General features: G+C 64.8%; 13 protein-coding genes. 8 read left to right on the top strand and 5 right to left on the bottom strand.

Translation table 11 applies throughout. The features are described 5' to 3' along the window. Window positions 1–104: 104 nt before the first annotated feature. Window positions 105–320, bottom strand: coding sequence for an MbtH family protein (locus BUS42_RS15810; protein WP_074311111.1), 216 nt, complete (start codon window positions 318–320; stop codon window positions 105–107). 1,166 nt (window positions 321–1,486) lie between these two features. Between BUS42_RS15810 and BUS42_RS42765 the strand changes: the two genes are divergently transcribed. Both BUS42_RS42765 and BUS42_RS15805 read left to right on the top strand, forming a co-directional pair. After that, window positions 1,487–1,771, top strand: coding sequence for a hypothetical protein (locus BUS42_RS42765; protein WP_143206340.1), 285 nt, complete (start codon window positions 1,487–1,489; stop codon window positions 1,769–1,771). Between the two features lie 157 nt (window positions 1,772–1,928). Continuing rightward, window positions 1,929–2,735, top strand: a complete 807-nt coding sequence (locus tag BUS42_RS15805) for an FkbM family methyltransferase (RefSeq protein ID WP_254053544.1) — start codon at window positions 1,929–1,931, stop codon at window positions 2,733–2,735. A gap of 205 nt (window positions 2,736–2,940) precedes the next feature. On the opposite strand, the gene BUS42_RS15800 is transcribed toward BUS42_RS15805, so the two are convergent. Then, a complete protein-coding gene (locus BUS42_RS15800; RefSeq protein ID WP_074307792.1) occupies window positions 2,941–4,437 on the bottom strand; it encodes a hypothetical protein in 1,497 nt (498 codons plus the stop codon). 148 nt (window positions 4,438–4,585) lie between these two features. Beyond that, window positions 4,586–7,975 carry a serine/threonine-protein kinase gene (locus tag BUS42_RS15795; RefSeq protein ID WP_074307790.1) on the bottom strand — a complete coding sequence of 1,130 codons (3,390 nt, stop codon included), beginning with the start codon at window positions 7,973–7,975 and terminating at the stop codon, window positions 4,586–4,588. A gap of 351 nt (window positions 7,976–8,326) precedes the next feature. On the opposite strand from BUS42_RS15795, the gene BUS42_RS15790 reads away from it, so the two are divergent. From BUS42_RS15790 to BUS42_RS15780, 3 genes are all read left to right on the top strand, one after another. Then, window positions 8,327–8,932, top strand: a complete 606-nt coding sequence (locus BUS42_RS15790; protein ID WP_074311110.1) for an RNA polymerase sigma factor — start codon at window positions 8,327–8,329, stop codon at window positions 8,930–8,932. A 346-nt stretch (window positions 8,933–9,278) separates the two neighbouring features. Next, window positions 9,279–10,853, top strand: coding sequence for an alpha-amylase family glycosyl hydrolase (locus BUS42_RS15785; RefSeq protein WP_083670227.1), 1,575 nt, complete (start codon window positions 9,279–9,281; stop codon window positions 10,851–10,853). A gap of 161 nt (window positions 10,854–11,014) precedes the next feature. Beyond that, window positions 11,015–12,049 carry a ThuA domain-containing protein gene (locus tag BUS42_RS15780; RefSeq protein ID WP_074307788.1) on the top strand — a complete coding sequence of 345 codons (1,035 nt, stop codon included), beginning with the start codon at window positions 11,015–11,017 and terminating at the stop codon, window positions 12,047–12,049. Between the two features lie 118 nt (window positions 12,050–12,167). Here BUS42_RS15780 and BUS42_RS15775 read toward each other — a convergent pair whose 3' ends face one another. Further along, window positions 12,168–12,557, bottom strand: a complete 390-nt coding sequence (locus BUS42_RS15775) for an ArsR/SmtB family transcription factor (RefSeq protein ID WP_074311108.1) — start codon at window positions 12,555–12,557, stop codon at window positions 12,168–12,170. Between the two features lie 331 nt (window positions 12,558–12,888). Next, window positions 12,889–13,299 carry a Dabb family protein gene (locus BUS42_RS15770; RefSeq protein ID WP_074307786.1) on the bottom strand — a complete coding sequence of 137 codons (411 nt, stop codon included), beginning with the start codon at window positions 13,297–13,299 and terminating at the stop codon, window positions 12,889–12,891. A 352-nt stretch (window positions 13,300–13,651) separates the two neighbouring features. Here BUS42_RS15770 and BUS42_RS15765 point away from each other — a divergent pair, with 352 nt between their 5' ends. The 3 genes from BUS42_RS15765 (at window position 13,652) to BUS42_RS15755 (ending at window position 18,562) form a co-directional block, all read left to right on the top strand. Next, window positions 13,652–13,996 carry a hypothetical protein gene (locus BUS42_RS15765; protein WP_254053542.1) on the top strand — a complete coding sequence of 115 codons (345 nt, stop codon included), beginning with the start codon at window positions 13,652–13,654 and terminating at the stop codon, window positions 13,994–13,996. A 112-nt stretch (window positions 13,997–14,108) separates the two neighbouring features. After that, on the top strand, window positions 14,109–15,281 hold the full coding sequence (locus BUS42_RS15760; RefSeq protein WP_074307782.1) for a lactonase family protein: 1,173 nt from the start codon (window positions 14,109–14,111) through the stop codon (window positions 15,279–15,281). Between the two features lie 152 nt (window positions 15,282–15,433). Next, window positions 15,434–18,562 carry a PVC-type heme-binding CxxCH protein gene (locus BUS42_RS15755; protein WP_074307780.1) on the top strand — a complete coding sequence of 1,043 codons (3,129 nt, stop codon included), beginning with the start codon at window positions 15,434–15,436 and terminating at the stop codon, window positions 18,560–18,562. Window positions 18,563–18,684 lie beyond the last annotated feature (122 nt).

Here is an 18,684-nt window from a genome sequence, read left to right as displayed (position 1 = left end):
GCTGCTGGGGATCCAGGACATCCGCTCAAGGCGGGGGAGAATCCGGCCTGAGTCTCGGCCGGATCCGCGCGCATTTCGGGCTCGAAGCACTCGCCGATCCATCTTCAGCGAACGTCATCCATCGCCCGGCGCAGGCTGAGGGGGCGCATGTCGGTCCACACCGTTTCGATGTGGGCCAAACATTCTTCCCGGGTCCCCGCCTTGCCAGCATCACTCCAGCCGTCGGGAATATCCCGATCGGCCAGCCAGAGCGAATACTGCTCCTCGTGGTTCACCACAACTCGGAATTTCACGTCTTTGGCCGTCTGTCCAGGGACCATGACCAGGGAATCTCCAAGGGGGCACGTCCGGGGCAATCCTCCTTCGCCCCTGGATCCGTCCACCGAACGCAGGAAATCCCTTTCGCCGAAGACCGCTTTTTGACTTCTCGAACCGGAGGACTCGTCGCCTCCGCAATCCGATCGATTCACTCGCTGCAAGTAAGCCAAGCCCAGCCAAAACCATGGAGCCCCATGCCGACCTCGATGGCATCCACCGCCATTGACCGCGAACTGAGTTTCGTTCCCTTCGACACCGCCATCAACCGCGAAGAGGACGCGGTTCCATCCGTCGTTGCTGGTCGGCATTGACCCGTTGTGCGTTTCGACTCGCTTTGGAATCGCTTCGGCTGTGCAGCTTGCTCACGGAGTGACACCCTTGGGAAGGAACTCCGCCCATGAAGTGTCCGGGTGGGGACGCCTGCCTTCCAAAGGCAGTACCGAGCGAATGACACGCAAAACACAAGCCGGTCGGCAAAGTCGTGTTAGAATGCCTAGCTTCTCTGACCGGAAGCGTTTAGGTAAAATATCCTGTATACAGAAGCTATGTCAAGAACTTCCGATGTGAAATCCCCGGGTGCAATTGGCAAAGTCGTCCTAATCGGAACAAACCAACTGGGTTCGGCGGCTGGATCGGAGCATTCTTGGGTTTTAGAAGGCGGGGTCGCGGTGCGGTGCCAGGCGGTCGCGTGGCCTTGGCTCATGCTCGGCCAGCGGCCGTCGCCGAACCGGGCGCGGGCCTACGAAGCGGTCCGGGACGACCGCCCAGGACTTGCCGATTGAGGTCAGGGTTGGGGCGCGAGGGCCGCGGGCGAAGGTCTGAACCCTGAAGGGGGCGCGGCCTCGCGGGTTATTACCGTTGTTCAAGCTTGGCGCGCGGGCGTCTCATCTCTCATAATGCCGATGATGCCCACGGCTCAAGCAAGGCCGGTCGTCATCCTCATTCCGAGGGATGATGTTTTGGGCGCGGCCGGATCACGGAAGACAAGCGGCACGACCTCATGATGGCACTCGGAATTCTTCCCAACGATCACGGAGGTGGACAGCCGGGGGACGGACGTCGAATCGATCCATCCAAGGACGCACTTCATGCATCCGGATCGATCCAAGGCGACCATTCTCGGGTCGGGATGGGCCGCCGCGACTCATGATGAGGATCATCAGCGGGGTTGACGTCGACGTCGATGAGCTTCGCTTCAGGAGATCAACGTGGACGGGACGTCCTCGGGATCGCGGTCGCACTGTTGTTACTGTTTTTGATTCCTTGGGATATCCCAACTTTTGGGTTGTTTGTGATTTTGTATGCATTATTAGTTTTTGATTTCATGATTTCTGTCGTGAGTTCAGGGGCAAGGGGTGGGCTGGTCATCGGCCTCGCCTGGTCAGGGTTTCCGAAAACGCGCTTCGTTAAAGAGGGCGTCGCTGTTCGTTGCACTGGTTCCGGAGCGCCGTAACCGGTGAGATTCACGGCGGTCGTCGTCCAGTGTTTCTGTTCCGTCAGTTCCACGGTTGCAAAGGTGATGCATCATGTCCCTCAACCCCACCAAAAGCCGACGACATCCGTCTTTGATCTCTCGCGCCGTCAAGGGGATCGCTAGGCGATCCAGGACGTTGCGGAACACGATTGAGTGGCGGGTCGTTCATGCCTTGCGGCATGAGGCTCCCTGGTCGCGGAACCGCTGGGGGCAGCGTTATCAGGCCGTGAGCCTCTCGGAGTATCACTACCTCCGCGATGGCAATCCCGAGACTCATGAAAGTGCGCTGATCGAGCGGACCATTCGGCCGGGGATGACCGTAATCGACGTCGGGGCAAATCACGGGATGTTCAGCTTCGAGGCCGCTCACTTCATCAACGGCGAAGGGGTGATTCACGCCTTCGAGCCCACGCCGAGCACGCGGAACCTGCTGCTGAGCAACCTCGCGATCAACAACTTGACCACCGTGAAGGTCTTTCCCGCGGCCGTCGGCGAAGCCCCTGGTACTGCGAAGCTTCGCGTGCACCGTGAGATGAGCGGCCTGAACACGCTGGCGACCCAAGAGATCACCTGGAACCGGAAGCCGCTCTCGGCTGACGAGATCATCGAGGTCCCCATCCTCACGCTCGACGCCCATGCCGAGGCGGAAGGGCTCGATCAGATTGATTTCCTGAAGATCGACGTCGAGGGCTTCGAGCTCGGCGTGATTCGCGGGGCCCGTGGCTTACTCCGGGCCAAGCGGGTGGCCCGGATCATGCTCGAAATCGGTGATGTTACCTGTGCCAATGCCGGGGTCACTCCGATGGAGATCCTCGATGAGCTTCAGTCGCTCGGCTACCGGTTGCACGCAATTAGTTCGGAAGGGGAAATCGCCGACCGGATTCAGTCCTTCCCCACGACGACCTTCAGCGCCAACTTTTTCGCGGTTCCCGCGAACGGCTGATGCGCCGTCGGGGTGAATTGTCGCGATCGGCCCTGGCGTCATCATGGGGCCAACGATTCCCGTGGGGTGGCCACGGCCCACCATCCCGATCTCCTTGCTAAATTGGAGGTTAGGATGGTGGGCCGTGCGATTCTGACTGCTGATTAATTGTGGGATGTTTATGGATTGATGGCGAGTTCGGTGAAGCGATACACCCGGACCCGCCTCAATCCTTGGCTCGATCGCCCGGGGCCAGTCGCTCTCGGCGGCGGCGGGGTAGCTGACGGAGTCGTTCCGCCCAGAGGGCCGGGACGATGGCGAGGCTCAGGGATGCGCGGGCCGCCGCGGCCAAGCGAATTTCCCGCTCGGTCGAGTCCCGCTCGATTTCCCCGGGAAGGGGCAGGAAGAGGGCGTCGACGGCATCCCGGGGTGGAGGCGCTTGGTCCAGGTCTTGGATGGCCCTGTCCGCGGCCGACTGCTCGATGGTTCGGGCTGCCTCGTTAGCCTCGTCGCGTGGCCCCGCTTTCGCTTGTGGGTCGGGGCCGGAAGGCCACCGACGGGTCGCCAGCCGGTTTGCCTCGAACGCTTCGTCCAGGCCGATGACGAAACCGGCCCAGGAGGGAGGGACGGGGAGAGAGGCTTCGGTCAGGAGGTTCTCGGTGGAACCTGGTCCGGCCGTCGTGGACGGGGGCTGGGGGGCGCTGGAGACGGTCAGGAGCGTGGCCGTTAAGGCGAGTGAGGATTCGTCGAGCGGGTCGAGCTTGGTGATTTGCTGCAACTGGCCGGTGAGGGGGAGCGAGATTTCGGCCGTGTCATCGAGCCATTCATTGAGGAGCGAGGTGAGGAGTGCGCTCAACTCAGGAAGGTCGTCCTGGGGGAACAGAGCGCCTGGTTCGAAGTCGCCTCGGCTGAGCAGGATCGAGGAAATCGAGGGATCGCTGGACCAGGCGTCGACGCCCACCCAGATCATGACGTTGCCAATGGACGATCCGGGCGAGAGGGCGGCGGAGTTCGAGGAGGCCTGGGCCTGGCCGTGCGCCTCGGCTTCGTTGGACGTTGGCTCCGTGTGGGGCGACGAGGCGCTTCGGGCTTCGCTCGACGATCCGGTTCCGGCAAACGCGAATAATTCCTCCGACGATTTGCCGATGATCCCGTTCTCCCAGTAAGACTCGGGAGAGATGACGAGAAGCGAGAGCCGGGAGCCGCCGAATCGAGCGGGGCCTCCCTCAATGTCGTCGCGGGATCGGCCAAAGTTTGAGGAGGTGACGCCGAACGGGCCTCGGCCCGGGGGGACTCCCGGAAGACCTCGGATCGCAACCCCGAAGAAAGGGGGGGCCGCCCCCTCCATCTCGCCGGGGATCCGGACCGGTTTTGTGATCTGGATCACGTTATAAACATCGCTGGTTCCGAATTCGATCGCAGGCGACTCGAACGAAAGGTTCCCCCGGCTAAAGAAGAAGGCTGACCGCGCCTGCAGCATGTCTTTCGTGCGGAGGGAGAGGGTCAAGCCGTTGGGGTTCGTTGTGCCCATGGCGAATTGGCCACGGTCGGCAGCCGAGGTCGCGTCGATCCAGGGAGCCCGCCAGAGGCTCGGTGAGAAAGAAGTCGAGGCAACGTCGAGATTGGCGGGCGCGGGGCCGTACACGGTGGTTAGCAGGGCCCGGTCCTCGAGCTGCTCCACGTGCCACGCTCGTGACGGCTTGGAACGGCGGGGCAGGGTCATTGGAGATCGTCCTTGAAGGGGCGAGCGTGGGGAACGATGGCCATCGTCGGCGTTCCTCTCGGGGGTTTCGTTGCGAGACGCTCGGGCCGGTTGTGGGATGCGGGGGCGATCGGGTGACGAATGCGACCTCGGTCAATTCAAGGCCCGGTCATGGATCCGTCGGCGCGAACCGTGCGGAGAGTTCGCTGAATCGCGGACGGCGGCGGATCGCCCGCAGCGCCTCGTCGGCGTGAATCACCTCGCGCCAGAACGTGTCGCGCTGGCCGTCGGGAATACGCCCCAACGCGTCGCCCAGAAGCTCAAGGGAGCGGTCTTGGTAGCGAAAAGAAACGTCCAGCGTTTCGCGGCCGCGTACACCGACGTGTGCGGCGGCGACAGTGGAGGCTTGGGCATAGGTCCTCGCGGCGTTGTAGTACATCCGGGGGGTTGGCTCACCGTGCCGGAGTGCTTCCTCGGCGTCGGCGACGGCCGACCGGTGCTGGCCGAGCAGGACCAGGGCCGATCCCCGGCCGGAGAAGGCGTCGCCGCTCCCGGGGTCGAGCCGCACCGCCTCCTCGAAGTCGAGCAGGGCGAGCTTGGGCGCTTCGGAGATGAGGTGGGCCCAGCCGCGATGGGTATATAAGGTCGCCCGGTCGGGCTTGAGGGCGAGGGCCCGCGTATAGTCGGCGATTGACCCGGCGTAGTCTTTGCGGTGGGCCTTGGCCAGGCCGCGGATCTCGAGGAGTTCGGGCGCGGCCTTGCCGTTGGCGAGGTAGCCGTCGCACGAGTGGAGCACGTCGTCGTACCGTTTCAACTCGAGCAGCGCGGCGACTCTCCAGCGGTGGGCTTCGGCCTCCTCGGGATCGATCTCGAGCGCGGCGTCGCAGGCGTTGAGCGCTTCCTGGTAGCGCCCGGCCGCGCAGAGCAAGTGCCCTCTCAGGGCGTGGTCGCCGGCCGCTTCGGGGCTGCGCGGCGGTTGCCGCCGGAGCGCCTCGTCGAGATCAAGGAGGGCGGCGTCCCGATCCTTGCTCTCGAGTTTCCAGAGGGCCCGGGTCCGGTAGAGCGGGGCGAGGTCCGGTTTCAGCTCGATCGCGCGGTCGAGCAGGGCGGCGGCTTCTTCGGGCTGCCCTTGTTCGCGGTCGAGGTGGGCCAAGGTGACGTAGGCGTTGAATCGCGCTGGGTCGAGGGCGATCGCCTCGCGGAGGTCGGCCGCCGCTTCGCCCGGCCGATCGCGTTTGAACCGGATCAGGCCGCGGTTGACCCGCAAGGCGTAGCGCAGTTCTTGGCCGGCCCCGAGCTCGAGCGCCTTGCGGAAGTCGGCCTCGGCATCCTCGAACGACTGTTCCGCCAGGGCCTGGTTCGGCTCCGCCGTGGCGATCTGGCCGGAGGCGAACCCGCGGAGCAGGTAGAGCCAGGCGAAGTCGGGGTGTCGTGCCAGGCAGTCGCGAAGCGCCGCCTTGGCCACCTCGGGATGGGGCGGGCTGGCGTTCAGTTCGCAGATCGCCGAAAGGCAGAGGGCCCAGAAGTGATCGGGCTGGAGCCGGAGCGCGGCGTCGAAGTGACGCTTTGCCCGCACCAGTGACCCCCGCTTGGACCACTCGCGCCCGAGCAAGAAGTGATCGAACGCATTCGCCGGTTCGAGCCGCTCGGCTTCGACGCGCTGACGCGACGCCCCCGGCTCATCCCCCGCGCGGGTCAGACAGGCCGCGCGCCGGAGGTGATAGGCCGGCGAAGGGAGCGGGAGGACCTGGGCCGCCACATCAAGGATCCGGAGCGCCTCTCGGGCCTGCCCGACCGGATCTTCCCCGGCCGCCGGACGCGAGACCGACTCGGCCAGCACGAGCAACAGTTCGTGGGTGCCGCGGACCACGTCGTCGCGTTCCTGGGCTGTCAAGGCGTCGGGCAGGGAGCCAACGAGCCCGGAGCCGGCCTGCCCCTGGGGCTCGAACACGGCCAGAGCCGCGCGGACGGCCAGGCGGGTGACCTTGGGGTCATCGGGCAGGTCCAGGCCGGTGAAATGGACGTCGCGGATGATCGCCTCGTCCCGGAGCCGAAGGAACCGGTCGAACCGTGTCGAGGCGGCTTCCCGGGCCTCGCGCCCGGCGAGCCCGCGGCGGATCCGGTCGAGCAGGCCGGCGGCCTGGGCGTCCAGGTCCGCCAGGCTCGGGATTTTCTCGATTCGCGTCGAGAGCTCCACGAGCGTGTCTCTGGCCCCGTTCAGATCACCGCGCGCGGCCGCCTTTTTGGCGTCGTTCAGGGCGTAGGCGCCGGCCAGACGGGCCGAGGCCATGTCGCGCTCGTAGCGCAGTCCCGAGACGCCCAGGCCGACGCCGCTCGCCACGCCAAGGGCCACGAGGATGGCGGCCGTCGGCCGGCGTCGGGTCCATTTCAGGGCACGCTCCCAGAGAGGCGTGGGGCGGGCCCGAATCGGCTCCTCCGCGAGGTAGCGCCCGAGGTCGTCGGCCAGGTCACTTGCGCTGGGGTAGCGGCGGCGCGGCTCCTTGTCCAGGCACTTCAGGCAGATCGTCTCCAGGTCGCGCGGCACCTTCGAGAGGAGCCGCGAGGGCGGGACCGGTTCCTCGTGGATGACCTGCATGACGGTCTCCACCGGCGTCGTGCCGCGGAACGGGGGCCGTCCGGTCAACATTTGATAGAGGATGGCGCCCAGGCTATAGACGTCGGCGGTTGGTCCCACCTCGCGATTTCGTCCCCGCGCCTGCTCGGGCGAGATGTAGCTGGGCGAGCCCATCACCTGGCCGCTCTCGGTATGGCCGTCGTCTTCCTCAAGCCGCTTGGCCAGGCCGAAGTCGGTGATCTTGGGGATCCCGTCGCAGGTGAACAGGACGTTCGATGGCTTGAGGTCGCGGTGGATGATCCCCGCCTGGTGCGCGGCGTGGATCGCTCGGGCGAGGATGCCAAGGGTCTCGGCGGCGCGCGGACCGGGCTGAGGCGTGCCGGCCAGGCGAACTTCGAGGCTGCCCCCTTCGAGCAACTCGAGGGCCACGAACGGGAGCCCGGCCTCATCGCCGATCTCGTAGATCTGGAGGATGTTCGCGTGCCGGAGCCGCGCCACCGCCTTGGCCTCGATCCGGAACCGGGCCAGGTCCCTCGGTCGGGCGCGGCCGCCGTCACGGATCATCTTCAAGGCCACCAGTCGGTTCAACGACCGCTGCCTGGCCTTGTAGACGACCCCCATCCCCCCTCGGCCCAACTCTTCCAGAATCTCGAAGTCGGGGACCGAGGGCCACGGGGATCCCGCGGATCTCGAGAACCCGTGGAGGGGCGACCGTCTCGCCCCGGCCGGGAGCGACGGCCAATCCGGGCGACGTCGTCCGAGGGCTGGCGGACCGTCACCTCCCGCGTTCGCGGCGAAGGGTTCCCTCCGCGATTCCTGTTTCTCGGTCTCGAACGGCGTGAAGCCCCCCGCGGTCAGCGCTTCCAGGTAATCTTGGCAATGTGGACAAGTTTCGACGTGGCCCACGATGAAGGCTTGTTCGGCGGAATCCAGCCGCTCTTGCAAAAGCAGCACGAATCGTTCGCCCTCCGGGCAGCCTTTCATCGCGGCCTCCTGATGCCTTCCCATGAGATGGGGACCATTGGTTTTTGGTCTCCTCCATTGAGAATACGGCGCGATCGTCCCCAACCTAACGTGACATCCTGATTGCGCGGCCGCCACCGGCCACCCGTCCGTTCGTTCGCCGCGAACTCGTTTCGCATGACAACATGCTAGCCAGATTCGCAAGGCGAGGAAAAGAGATGATTGAAACTTCTCGGCGCTCTTTCATGCGGTCAAGCGCGTTCGTTAAGCTGGGTCGAACCTTAATGGCGCGTGGACCGGGTCCGGCGTGGTCGGCTGCCCGGCCGATCGGTTGGTCGATCCGTCCTGATGATCCCTTCCCCGGGGGAGGCGATGTCCGAAGCCGCTGATACCCAGACTTCCGTCAGCCTGCTGGGAACCTTCCAGAACGACCCCTCCAATGCGGAGGCCTGGGACGAGTTCGTCCGGCGCTACCGCCCCAAGATCTATGGTTGGTGCTGCGCTCGCGGTCTCCAGGGGGCCGATGCCGACGACGTGGCCCAGATCGTGCTCGCCAAGCTGACCGAAAAAATGCGTGACTTTCAATACGATCCGGCCCGGAGTTTTCGGGCCTGGCTGAAGACGGTCACCCAGCGCACCTTGCTCGACTTTGTCGGGAGCCGGCAACATCGCATCGGCCAGGGGGACGATCAAGCCTGGGAAACCTTGAATTCGCTCGAAGCCCGCGCCGATCTGGAGCGGCAGATCGAGGAGGCGTTCGACCGCGAGCTGCTCGACGTGGCCATGCTCCATGTCCGGCAACGGGTCTCGGCCCAGTCGTGGGACGCCTTTCGCCTCACCGCGCTGGAGGGCCTTTCCGGGGCCGATGCCTCGCGACGCCTCGGCATGCCGGTCGCTAATGTCTTCATGGCCAAGCATCGGGTGCAGAAGACGCTCCAGGAAGAAGTCCGCAAGTTGGACGGGGCGGACGGGCCTTGAGGTTTGCAAATGCCAGCTTCCAGCCCGCCGTTTTTTTTCTCGGACCGGCTTGGATTGACGTTTGGGATACCTGTTCGTGACATCCTCCGTCGCCTGAAGGCGACGGCTTCCAACCTGGAGCTTTCGAGATTGCGGTTACCAGCCATGTGGCGCCAGAAAACTCCGACCCAGCATGTTTTCCCCGCTTCGACCGTCTCACGACGGCCAGGGCGGCGTCACACCGCCCACGACGACCGAGCCTGCCCGATCGCCAGCGGTTCGTTCATTCCTTCCACGTTTTACCCCGTCGAGGTGTTTCCGACGGGAACCCCGAACGTCGAGTTTTCAAAGAACCGAGTGTCGCGCGATGAGGCCGGAACATCCGGCGGCGACGCAACGATTGTACAGGTCAGATATCTTGATTTCAAGGGAGGCGGCGATTCCCTTGCTTTATGAAATCGCCACGCGCGACTGGCTCGGGGGGCTCGCACGCACCCTGGGGCGGCCGGTAACGTTCGACGATGTCCCCGATCAGGCGCTCGACCAGATCGCCGCGCGGGGGTTTGACTGGGTCTGGCTGCTCGGCGTCTGGCAGACCGGAGCGGTCGGGCGTGAGGTCTCGCGGAGTCGCCCTGAGTGGGCGCGGTGGTATCGCGCCCATCTCCCCGACTTCACGGATCAAGACGTGTGCGGATCGCCGTATGCCATCCAGGGGTATACGGTGCACCGCGATTTCGGGGGGGACGAGGCGCTGGCCCGGCTGCGTGGCCGGCTCCGGGTCCGGGGCGTGCGGCTGATGCTCGACTTCGTGCCCAACCACACGGCCAGGGATCACCCTTGGGTCGAGCAGCACCCGGAGTTCTACATCGCGGGGACGGAGCGAGACCTCGGTCGCGAGCCGGGGAACTATGCCCGAGTCGAGACGGTGGCCGGTTCACGAGTGCTGGCGTTCGGGCGCGACCCGTACTTTCCGGGGTGGCCCGATACCTTCCAACTCAACTACCGCCACCCCGCGCTGCGGGCGGCGATGAGTGATCTCCTGGCGAAGGTCGCCACCCAGTGCGATGGCCTGCGCTGTGACATGGCGATGCTGGTCCTGCCCGAGATCTTTGCCCGGACCTGGAAGGAGGCGTCGAGCCCGAGCGATGGCAGTCCCTCGGACGATGCCCCGTTCTGGCCCGCCGCGATCGCTCGGGTTCGCACCCAGGCGTCAGACTTCCTCTTTTTGGCCGAGGCCTACTGGGATCTGGAGTGGACACTCCAGCATCAAGGGTTCGACGTCACCTACGACAAACGGCTCTACGATCGGCTCCATGCCCAGGACGCCACCGCCGTCCGCGACCATCTCCGCGCTGACGTCGACTTTCAGCGCAGGTCCGCTCGGTTCCTGGAGAATCACGACGAGCCCCGCGCAGCGTCCGCCTTTGTCCCCTGGGAGGTCCACCGGGCGGCCGCCACGGTCACGTTCCTGGTCCCGGGGCTCCGCTTGTTCCACCAAGGGCAACTCGAAGGGGCGACGATTCAGCCTTCGGTCCACCTGGCCCGCCGCGCGATCGAGCCGGTCAACCCTCCCTTGGCGGAATTTTACGCCCGTTTGCTCGAAATCTTGAAGCGTCCTGAGTTGAGTCGGGGCCGCTGGACCTTGCGTGACTGTCGCCGGGCCTGGAACGAGAATACGACCTCCGAGCAGTTTCTCACCTTTATGTGGGAAGGTCCGGCCGGCGAGACACTGCTGATCGCCGTGAACTATGCTCCCGATCAGGGGCAGTGCTACGTCGTTCTGCCGCCTGAGACTTTTGCGGGTAAGGCATGGAAATTTCGGGACTTGACCGGCCCGTTCGAGTATTTACGGAGCAGTGACGACCTGGTCCCGCACGGTCTCTATCTCGATCTGCCCCCTTGGGGGACGCACGTTTTTGAAGTCAGCCCGGCCGGTCCTTGAACCCGAACGCCCCCCCTCGTCTGCTTGTGAGCGAGAAAAAACGATCAAAGGTGGTGGGTCGTGCCCACCCAACAAGCGGGAAAATGCTGATTTGAATGACTGATGCTCTGTGGCCGTCGACTGATCGACGCTCCTTTTTTTTTCGAATGCGAGGCTGAACCGTGGCCAAGATAAGAATCGCGGAGCGATATCGCCTTTTCTGGGCGTTCGCCTTGATCGCTGTTTGCGGCGGCCGCGCCCAGGCTGATGACTCCTGGGTCGTATACCGAGGAGGCGACGGTCCGGGCAAGGGCACGCGCGTCGTCCTGGTCAGCGGCGACGAGGAGTACCGCTCGGAGGAGGCGCTGCCCCAACTGGCCAAGATCCTGGCCACGCGGCATGGATTTACCTGCACCGTCCTGTTCGCGATCGGTGACGACGGGACGATCGACCCCAAACGGCTCGACAACATCCCCGGCCTGGAAGCGCTCGACACGGCCGACCTGCTGATCATCGCCACCCGGTTTCGGGACTTGCCGGACGATCAGATGAAGCACGTGGTCGACTACCTCGAGTCGGGCCGGCCGATCATCGGCCTCCGAACTGCCACGCATGCGTTCGACTTCAAGAAGAACAAGACCTATGCCAAGTACACCTGGAACGGCAAGGTCCCCGGCTTCGAGGGGGGCTTCGGCCGGCTCATTTTCGGTGAGACCTGGCACAGCCACCACGGCGCCCATGGTTCGCAGAGCACGCGCGGAATCCTCGCTCCCGGGGAGCAGAACCACCCGATCCTCAAAGGGATCAAAGATGGCCAGATCTGGGGGCCAACCGATGTTTATGGCGTGCGGTTGCCCTTGCCCGGCGACAGTAAGCCCTTGGTCTTCGGGCAGATTCTCTCAGGGATGAAGCCTGACGATTCCCCGATCACGGGGTCGAAGAACGATCCGATGATGCCTGTCGCCTGGACCAAGTCCTACTCCGGCGCGCATGGCAAGACCGGTCGCGTCTTCGCGACCACGATGGGCGCTTCGCAAGACCTTGAGAACGAAGGGGTGCGCAGGCTGTTGGTCAATGCAACCTACTGGGCGACCGGCCTCGAGAGCAAGCTCTCCGCCGATGCCGACGTCTCGATCGTCGGCGAGTACCACCCGCTTCCGTTTGGATTCGGGAAATTCAAGACGGGGGTCAAGCCGAGCAGTCTTGAGCTCAAATAGCCATTCCACGTGCGAGCATGGATTCATGCGAACGAAATGACGCGAGCCATCCGCGGGACAGAGGTCCCGCGGATGGCTCGCGTCATATTTTTTGGGGGGCACGGCTCATGAGAGCCGCTCAGACCATGATCGACTTGACCACTTTGGCCAGTTCCTCGCCCGTCTCGGTCAGGCCGTAGAAGTTATTCTTCCCTTGACGGCGGGGTGAAATGATCCCGCCGTGCCGGAGCAAGGCGAGGTGGTGGCTGACGGCGGGCTGGCTCTGGCTCAGCTCCTCGCTCAGAGCGCCGACGTGTCGCTCTCCCTCGGAAAGCATCAAGATCACTTGAAGGCGGGTTGCGTCGCTGACCTGCTTCAGCAGGTTGGCGGCACGCTGCGCCTGCTTGAGACGCTGGCCGCTCTCCTTGGCCTTGGACGCAGTGGCCGTCTTCGTTGCCGCGGCTGTCTTCGTCGCCGCCGCCGTTGCCGTCTTCGCAACCTTCTTCACACCCGAAGTCGCACTCGCCATCGAAGCATTCTCCAACATTCATGCGTTCGCCCGAACGGCGCGTTCGAACCCCTCTGAGAGTCAATAGGGGATTTGCTGAGAACGGCTGAGGAAAAACCTGAGTCCGAACGTCCGCTCGCCGCTTGAGCATCTTTTATAATCGACAGTATGGGGAAAGCGAAGTCCCATAGTCTGCAAATATATCATGAGATTGCTGAGTGACAACATCCTACTGCTTTTAAAATTCAAAAATAGCGACCGTTGAATCCGTCGATCCGCGCGGCAAACCCGGGCCGTGACAGACGTCAAACGTGGGGCGTTGCCCCCGGTTTGACGTCTGTCGGTCCGCGGTTCAGGGCGCGGCGAGGTAGGAGTCGAAGACGCGGACCTTCGCCCAGGACGCCTTGTTTTCCTCGACGAACTGCTTGTGACGCGGGTGGGCCTGGTACGCCGCGTTGGCCGCCTTATCCCGGAATACCAGGTGGACCGCAACGTCGAAATCCCGGTCGCTGACCGGTTCGGTCACATCCTCGGCGATGATCCCAGCCGAGAACGAGATCAGCCCATCATGGCCTCTCAGGTATGTCTTACAAGCGTCGAGCATCTTCATCCTCGACTCTTTGGAGTGATCCTTCAGTGTGAAGAAAACCACATGAGCCAAACGCTCCTCTTTTTCATCGGCGGCCCGAGCGCCACCACCACCGACCGCCAGCAGACTGACCGCAAACGAACAAAGAGCGAGCCGAGCGAGAAAACGGTTCATGAGGATCTCCTTGTGGGTGCACGCGTGTCCAATCAACGAAACGGTTTGCCATCATGATCGACCGAGGTTAGGGTCGCAAGTCGTTGCAGATCTCACCGACCAATCCCGTCGCGGATTCTCGGCGGGCACTCAGGTTGATAGAATTCTCGGAATTCTATAGAGAGTGTGTGGATCTGTTTTGTCTTGTAAACTGGGCGTTTTGCCGGTCACGAACCTCGTGGGGGCGGCAGGCGGAAGCCTCGTCCCAAGGGAAGCCGACTCAAGGGGTCGGTGGAGTTCTGCCTCTCGTTGAAAGCCGCGACCGCACCGAGGCATTATTGAGACGCGCCGGTCCGAACCGAAAGTCATCCACGTGACCAAGCCAACAAAACTCCAAGAGAAGGCGTGCGAGCGGCTGGCCGACGCACTCCTGACGATCACCGAGGCGGCCCGGCTCGATGGCAAGGGGACGTTCACCGCGTCCGACCTGGACGAGGTGGCGTTGCGCCTGGCGAGGGCCTCCTCGGCCTTCGACCTCGATGCGATCGTCGCCAAGGCCCTTGAGACGCGCGGCCGCGCCCTCGGCCGGCGTGCCGGCACGGCCGAGCTGCTGATGCTCCTCGAGGGAGACATTAAACCTTTGTCCATGCTTCTCTTGTCCGACGACGCCTTCCACGAACGCATGAATGCGCTCGATGCCGAGTTGGGCGAGATCTAATCCTGAGGTAAAGGATTTCGGCCACCCGCCGATGGAGTTAGTCTAAGACGGACTTTCGGCGACCCTCGCGAGAATTTCAAAAACTCTCCAGTCAAGAACGGGAACCTCTTCTATGTGGCAGATCGGCTTGCTCCTCGGCTGTCTCTCGGTGGCCTTCGCCGAAACCAAGGCGGCTTCCGTCGTCGATCCTTCGACGCTCTCGAAGATTCGCGTTTATGTTGGCACCTATACGAACGGGAAAGACCAAGGGATCGTCTTGCTCGATCTCGACCCGGAGTCGGGGACGCTCACGTCACGGGGGCTGGTCGCCGAGTCGCTCAGCCCGTCGTTCCTGGCGATCGACCCGACCCACCGGAATCTCTACGCCGTGAATGAGGTTGCCGAGCGCGGTGGACGGCCGAGCGGCGGCGTGAGCGCGTTCGCGATCGACCCCAAGGACGGGAGCCTGAAACACCTGAACACGGAATCATCGGAAGGCGCGGGGCCGTGCCAACTGGTGGTCGACCGCGCCGGTAAGAACGTCCTGGTGGCGAACTACGGGGGAGGCACCGTGGCCTCGCTGCCGATCCTGGCCGACGGCCGGCTCGGCGCCGCGACCGCGTCGATCGTGCACACCGGGACCGTTGCCGACCCCAAGCGCCAGGGGAAACCGCACGCCCACTCGATCAACGTCGACGCCGCCAATCGGTTCGCGATCGCGGCCGACCTCGGGCTCGACAAGCTCTTCGTCTACAAGTTCGACGCGGCGAAGGGAACGCTCACCCCCAACGACCCTCCGTTCGCGCCAACGGCACGCCGGTCCGGACCGCGCCATTTCACGTTCCACCCCGACGGCCGTCACGCCTACGTGATCAACGAGATCAACTGCACCGTGACCGCATTCGACTACGACGCGGACCATGGCGTGCTGAACGAGCTCCAGACCTTGCCGACGCTGCCCGCCGGCGTTGAGGTCAAGCCGAGCGACTCGACGGCCGAGGTGCAGGTCCACCCCTCGGGCAAGTTCCTCTACGGCTCGAACCGCGGCAACGACAGCATCGCGATCTTCGCCATCGACGCCGCGACCGGCCGGCTCACATCGGTGGGCCACCAGCCGACCGCCGGCAAGACCCCGCGCAACTTCGCCATCGACCCGACCGGCCGGTTCCTCCTGGCCGCCAACCAAGACTCCGGCACGATCGTTGTTTTCCGGATCGATCCGGCAACCGGCAAACTCGAGCCGACCGGCCAGTCGCTCGAGGTCAAGTCGCCCGTCTGCCTGAAGTTCATCCCGATCGCGAAGTGATCGGGGGTTGAAGGAAAAAAAAGGGGACGAGGCCACGGAGGAGGATCTCCGGAACCTCGTCCCCCTCAAGCCTCCGAATTGGTTTCGGCGCCTACGAAAGGCCCTGATCGTTGCACTCCTTGACGCGTTCATCCCTCCTGGAATCCCCACCGATGTGTCGACCTCGACTTGTGAATGCCACGTTCGCGCTCGCTGCCCTGGTCCTTTTCACCGGGCTCTCCGCCGCGACGGCGGGCGAGTTCAAGCTGAACGGCCGCACGTTCACTCTGGCCGACGGTTTCGAGATGGAGCTCATCGCGGGCCCGCCCCTGGTCGATCGGCCGATCACCGCCGACTTCGATGAGCAAGGCCGGCTCTACGTCTCCGACTCGTCCGGATCCAACGACCCGGTCGCCAAGCAGGTTGTCGACAGGACCCACCGCATCTTGCGGCTCGAGGACAGCGACGGCGACGGCCGGTACGACAAACGCACCGTGTTCGCCGATCGGATGATGTTCCCCGAAGGGACGATGTGGCACGACGGCTCCCTCTACGTCGCGGCCCCCCCGAGCCTCTGGAAACTGACCGACACCGATGGCGACGGTGTCGCCGATCAACGCACCGAGTGGTTCCAGGGGAAAACCCTCACCGGTTGCGCCAACGACCTGCACGGCCCTTACCTCGGCCTCGACGGCTGGATCTACTGGTGCAAGGGGGCGTTCGCCGAGCAGACGTATGAGCGGCCGGGCCGGTCTCCCTTTGTCACCAAAGCCGCACATATTTTTCGACGTCGTCCCGAGGGGTCGCGGATCGAGTCGGTGATGACCGGCGGCATGGATAACCCGGTCGACGTCGTCTTCACCCCGGGGGGCGAGCGGATCTTCACGACGACCTTCCTGCAGAACCCAGGGGGCGGGCGCCGCGACGGCCTGATCCATGCGATCTACGGCGGTGTCTACGGCAAGGTTCATGATGCGGTGCTGGACCCGCACCCCAAGACGGGCCCCGACCTGATGCCGCCGCTCACCCACCTCGGCGCGGCGGCTCCGTCCGGACTCACCCGCTACGACTCCGACGCGTTCGGCCCCGGCTATCGCGACAACCTGTTCGCAGCGCTCTTCAACATGCAGAAGGTCACGAGGCACGTCCTCGAGCCGAGCGGAGCGACCTTCACCACGCGCGACGAAGACTTCCTGGTCTCTCCCGAGGCCGACCACGACTTCCACCCCACCGACGTCCTGGACGATGCCGACGGCAGCCTGGTCGTGCTCGACACCGGCGGCTGGTACAAGCTCTGCTGCCCGACCTCGCAGATCGGCAAGCCGAATGTGCTGGGGGCGATCTACCGGGTGCGCCGCAAGGGGGCGGCTCGGATCGACGACCCGCGTGGGTTGAAGCTCGAGTGGGCCAAGTCGACGCCTGACGAGCTCGTCAAGCGGCTGGACGACCCCCGCTCCGCGGTGCGCGCTCGGGCGATCCACTTGCTGGGCAAGCAAGGCGAACCGGCCGTCTCGGTGGTTGCCGAAGCGATTCGAGGCGGTCGCTCGGCCGAGTTGCGGCGAAACGCCGTGTGGGCCGCGACGCGCGTCGATCGCCCCGAGGCCCGCGCCGCGGTTCGGGTGGCCCTGGCCGATACTGACGAAACGGTCCGACTGGCGGCCATTCACTCCGCGAGCGTCTGGCGGGACCGCGACGCCTTGGCGCCCTTGCTCGTGGTGCTCAAGGAAAAGGTGGCGGCCAACCGCCGCGCCGCGGCCGAGGCGCTCGGGCGGATCGGCGGCCAGGGGGTGGTGTCGGCCCTGCTCGAGGCGGCCGGGGAGCCGTCGGATCGGGTTCTTGAGCATTCTCTGACCTACGCACTCATCGAGATCGCCGACCCGAGCGGAACGGCGGCCGGGCTTCAGAGCCAGAACGTGAGGACCCGTCGCGCCGCCCTGGTCGCGCTCGACCAGATGGAGGGGGGCGGCCTCAAGGCCGAGGACATTGCCTCTGGGCTCGCCTCGACCGACCCGCTCGTCCGGGAGACCGCATCCTGGATCGCCGGCCGGCATCCCGAGTGGGCCGGCGCGCTCGTCGGCTCGTTTCGCCAGCGGCTGAACGAGCAAGGGAAAATGCCGGCAGGGGACGACGAGCTCAGCGCTCAGCTCGCTCGATTGGCCCGCTCCGCACCGATCCAAGAATTGCTGGGTGAGCCGTTGCCTGACGCGGCCGCCTCGCGCGGGACCAAGCTGACTGCGTTGCACGCGATGGCCGGATCGGGGCTCCGTGATGCGTTCAGCGCCTGGGAACCGGGCTTGATCGCCGTCATCTCAGGCAACGACCTCGCATTGACCCGCCAGGCGATCGCGACGACTCGGACTCTGCAGACTCCCAAGACCCGCTCGCGTCCGCTCGCCTCGGCCTTGCTCCAGGTGGCGAGCCGGGAGACGACGCCGGCCGACGTCCGGCTCGAGGCGCTCGCGGCCGTGCCGGGCGGCTTGCCCGAAGTCGATGCGGTCCTCCTGACCTTTCTCCAGGGGGAACTGGCCCCCGACCGCTCCGTCGCGATCCGAAGCGCGGCCGCCGACGTGCTGGCCAACGCCAGGTTGACGGTCGAACAGCTCGCCGCCTTGACGGACACGGTCCAGGGTGCGGGACCGCTCGAGATCGATCGCTTGCTCTCGGGCTTCGAGCAGAGCCATGACGAGGAGGTTGGCCTGAAACTGGTCAAGGCCCTGGAGCAGTCCCCGGCCCGGACCACGCTTCGGGTCGAGACGATCAAGCCCCGCCTGGCGAAGTACAGCGCAAAGGTCCAGGCGTCGGCGGAAGGACTGTACGCGGGGCTGAACGCGGACGCGGCGAGTCAGAAGGCGCGGCTCGAGGGGTTCCTGGCCAAACTCGACGGTGGTGACGTCAGGCGCGGGCAGGCGGTATTCAATAGCACCCGAGCGGCCTGCGTTTCCTGTCACGCCATCGGCTACCTGGGGGGCAAGGTCGGCCCCGACCTCACCCACATCGGTAAGATCCGCACCGAGCGCGACCTGCTCGAGGCGATCCTCTTCCCGAGCGCAAGCTTCGTGCGGAGCTTCGAGCCCTTGAGCATCGCGACCAAGGACGGCAAGATCTTCAACGGTCTGCCCCGCAAGGAGACCCCCGACGAGATCGTGCTTGCCACCGGTCCCGACCAGGAAGCCCGCATCGCCAGGGACGAGATCGAAGAGATTCGCCCCGGCTCAGTCTCGGTCATGCCGGCCGGACTCGATCAGCAACTCTCCGCGAAAGAGCTGGCGGACCTGATCGCCTTCCTCAAGGCCTGCCAGTAATTTGTCGTTCGCTCGCCCCCCAAAGGCGAGCGGGGAGCGGGTCGCTCCCTGTCTTTGGTTCTTCGCGTTGGCGTTGGTCAAAAGACAGGGAGCTGACACTCCTTCCTTTCTCCCCTCTGCTC

Source organism: Singulisphaera sp. GP187 (assembly GCF_900129635.1).
Taxonomy (GTDB): domain Bacteria; phylum Planctomycetota; class Planctomycetia; order Isosphaerales; family Isosphaeraceae; genus Singulisphaera.
The sequence above is the reverse complement of the archived record's forward strand: the minus strand, read 5'-3'. Positions and strand labels throughout refer to the sequence as shown.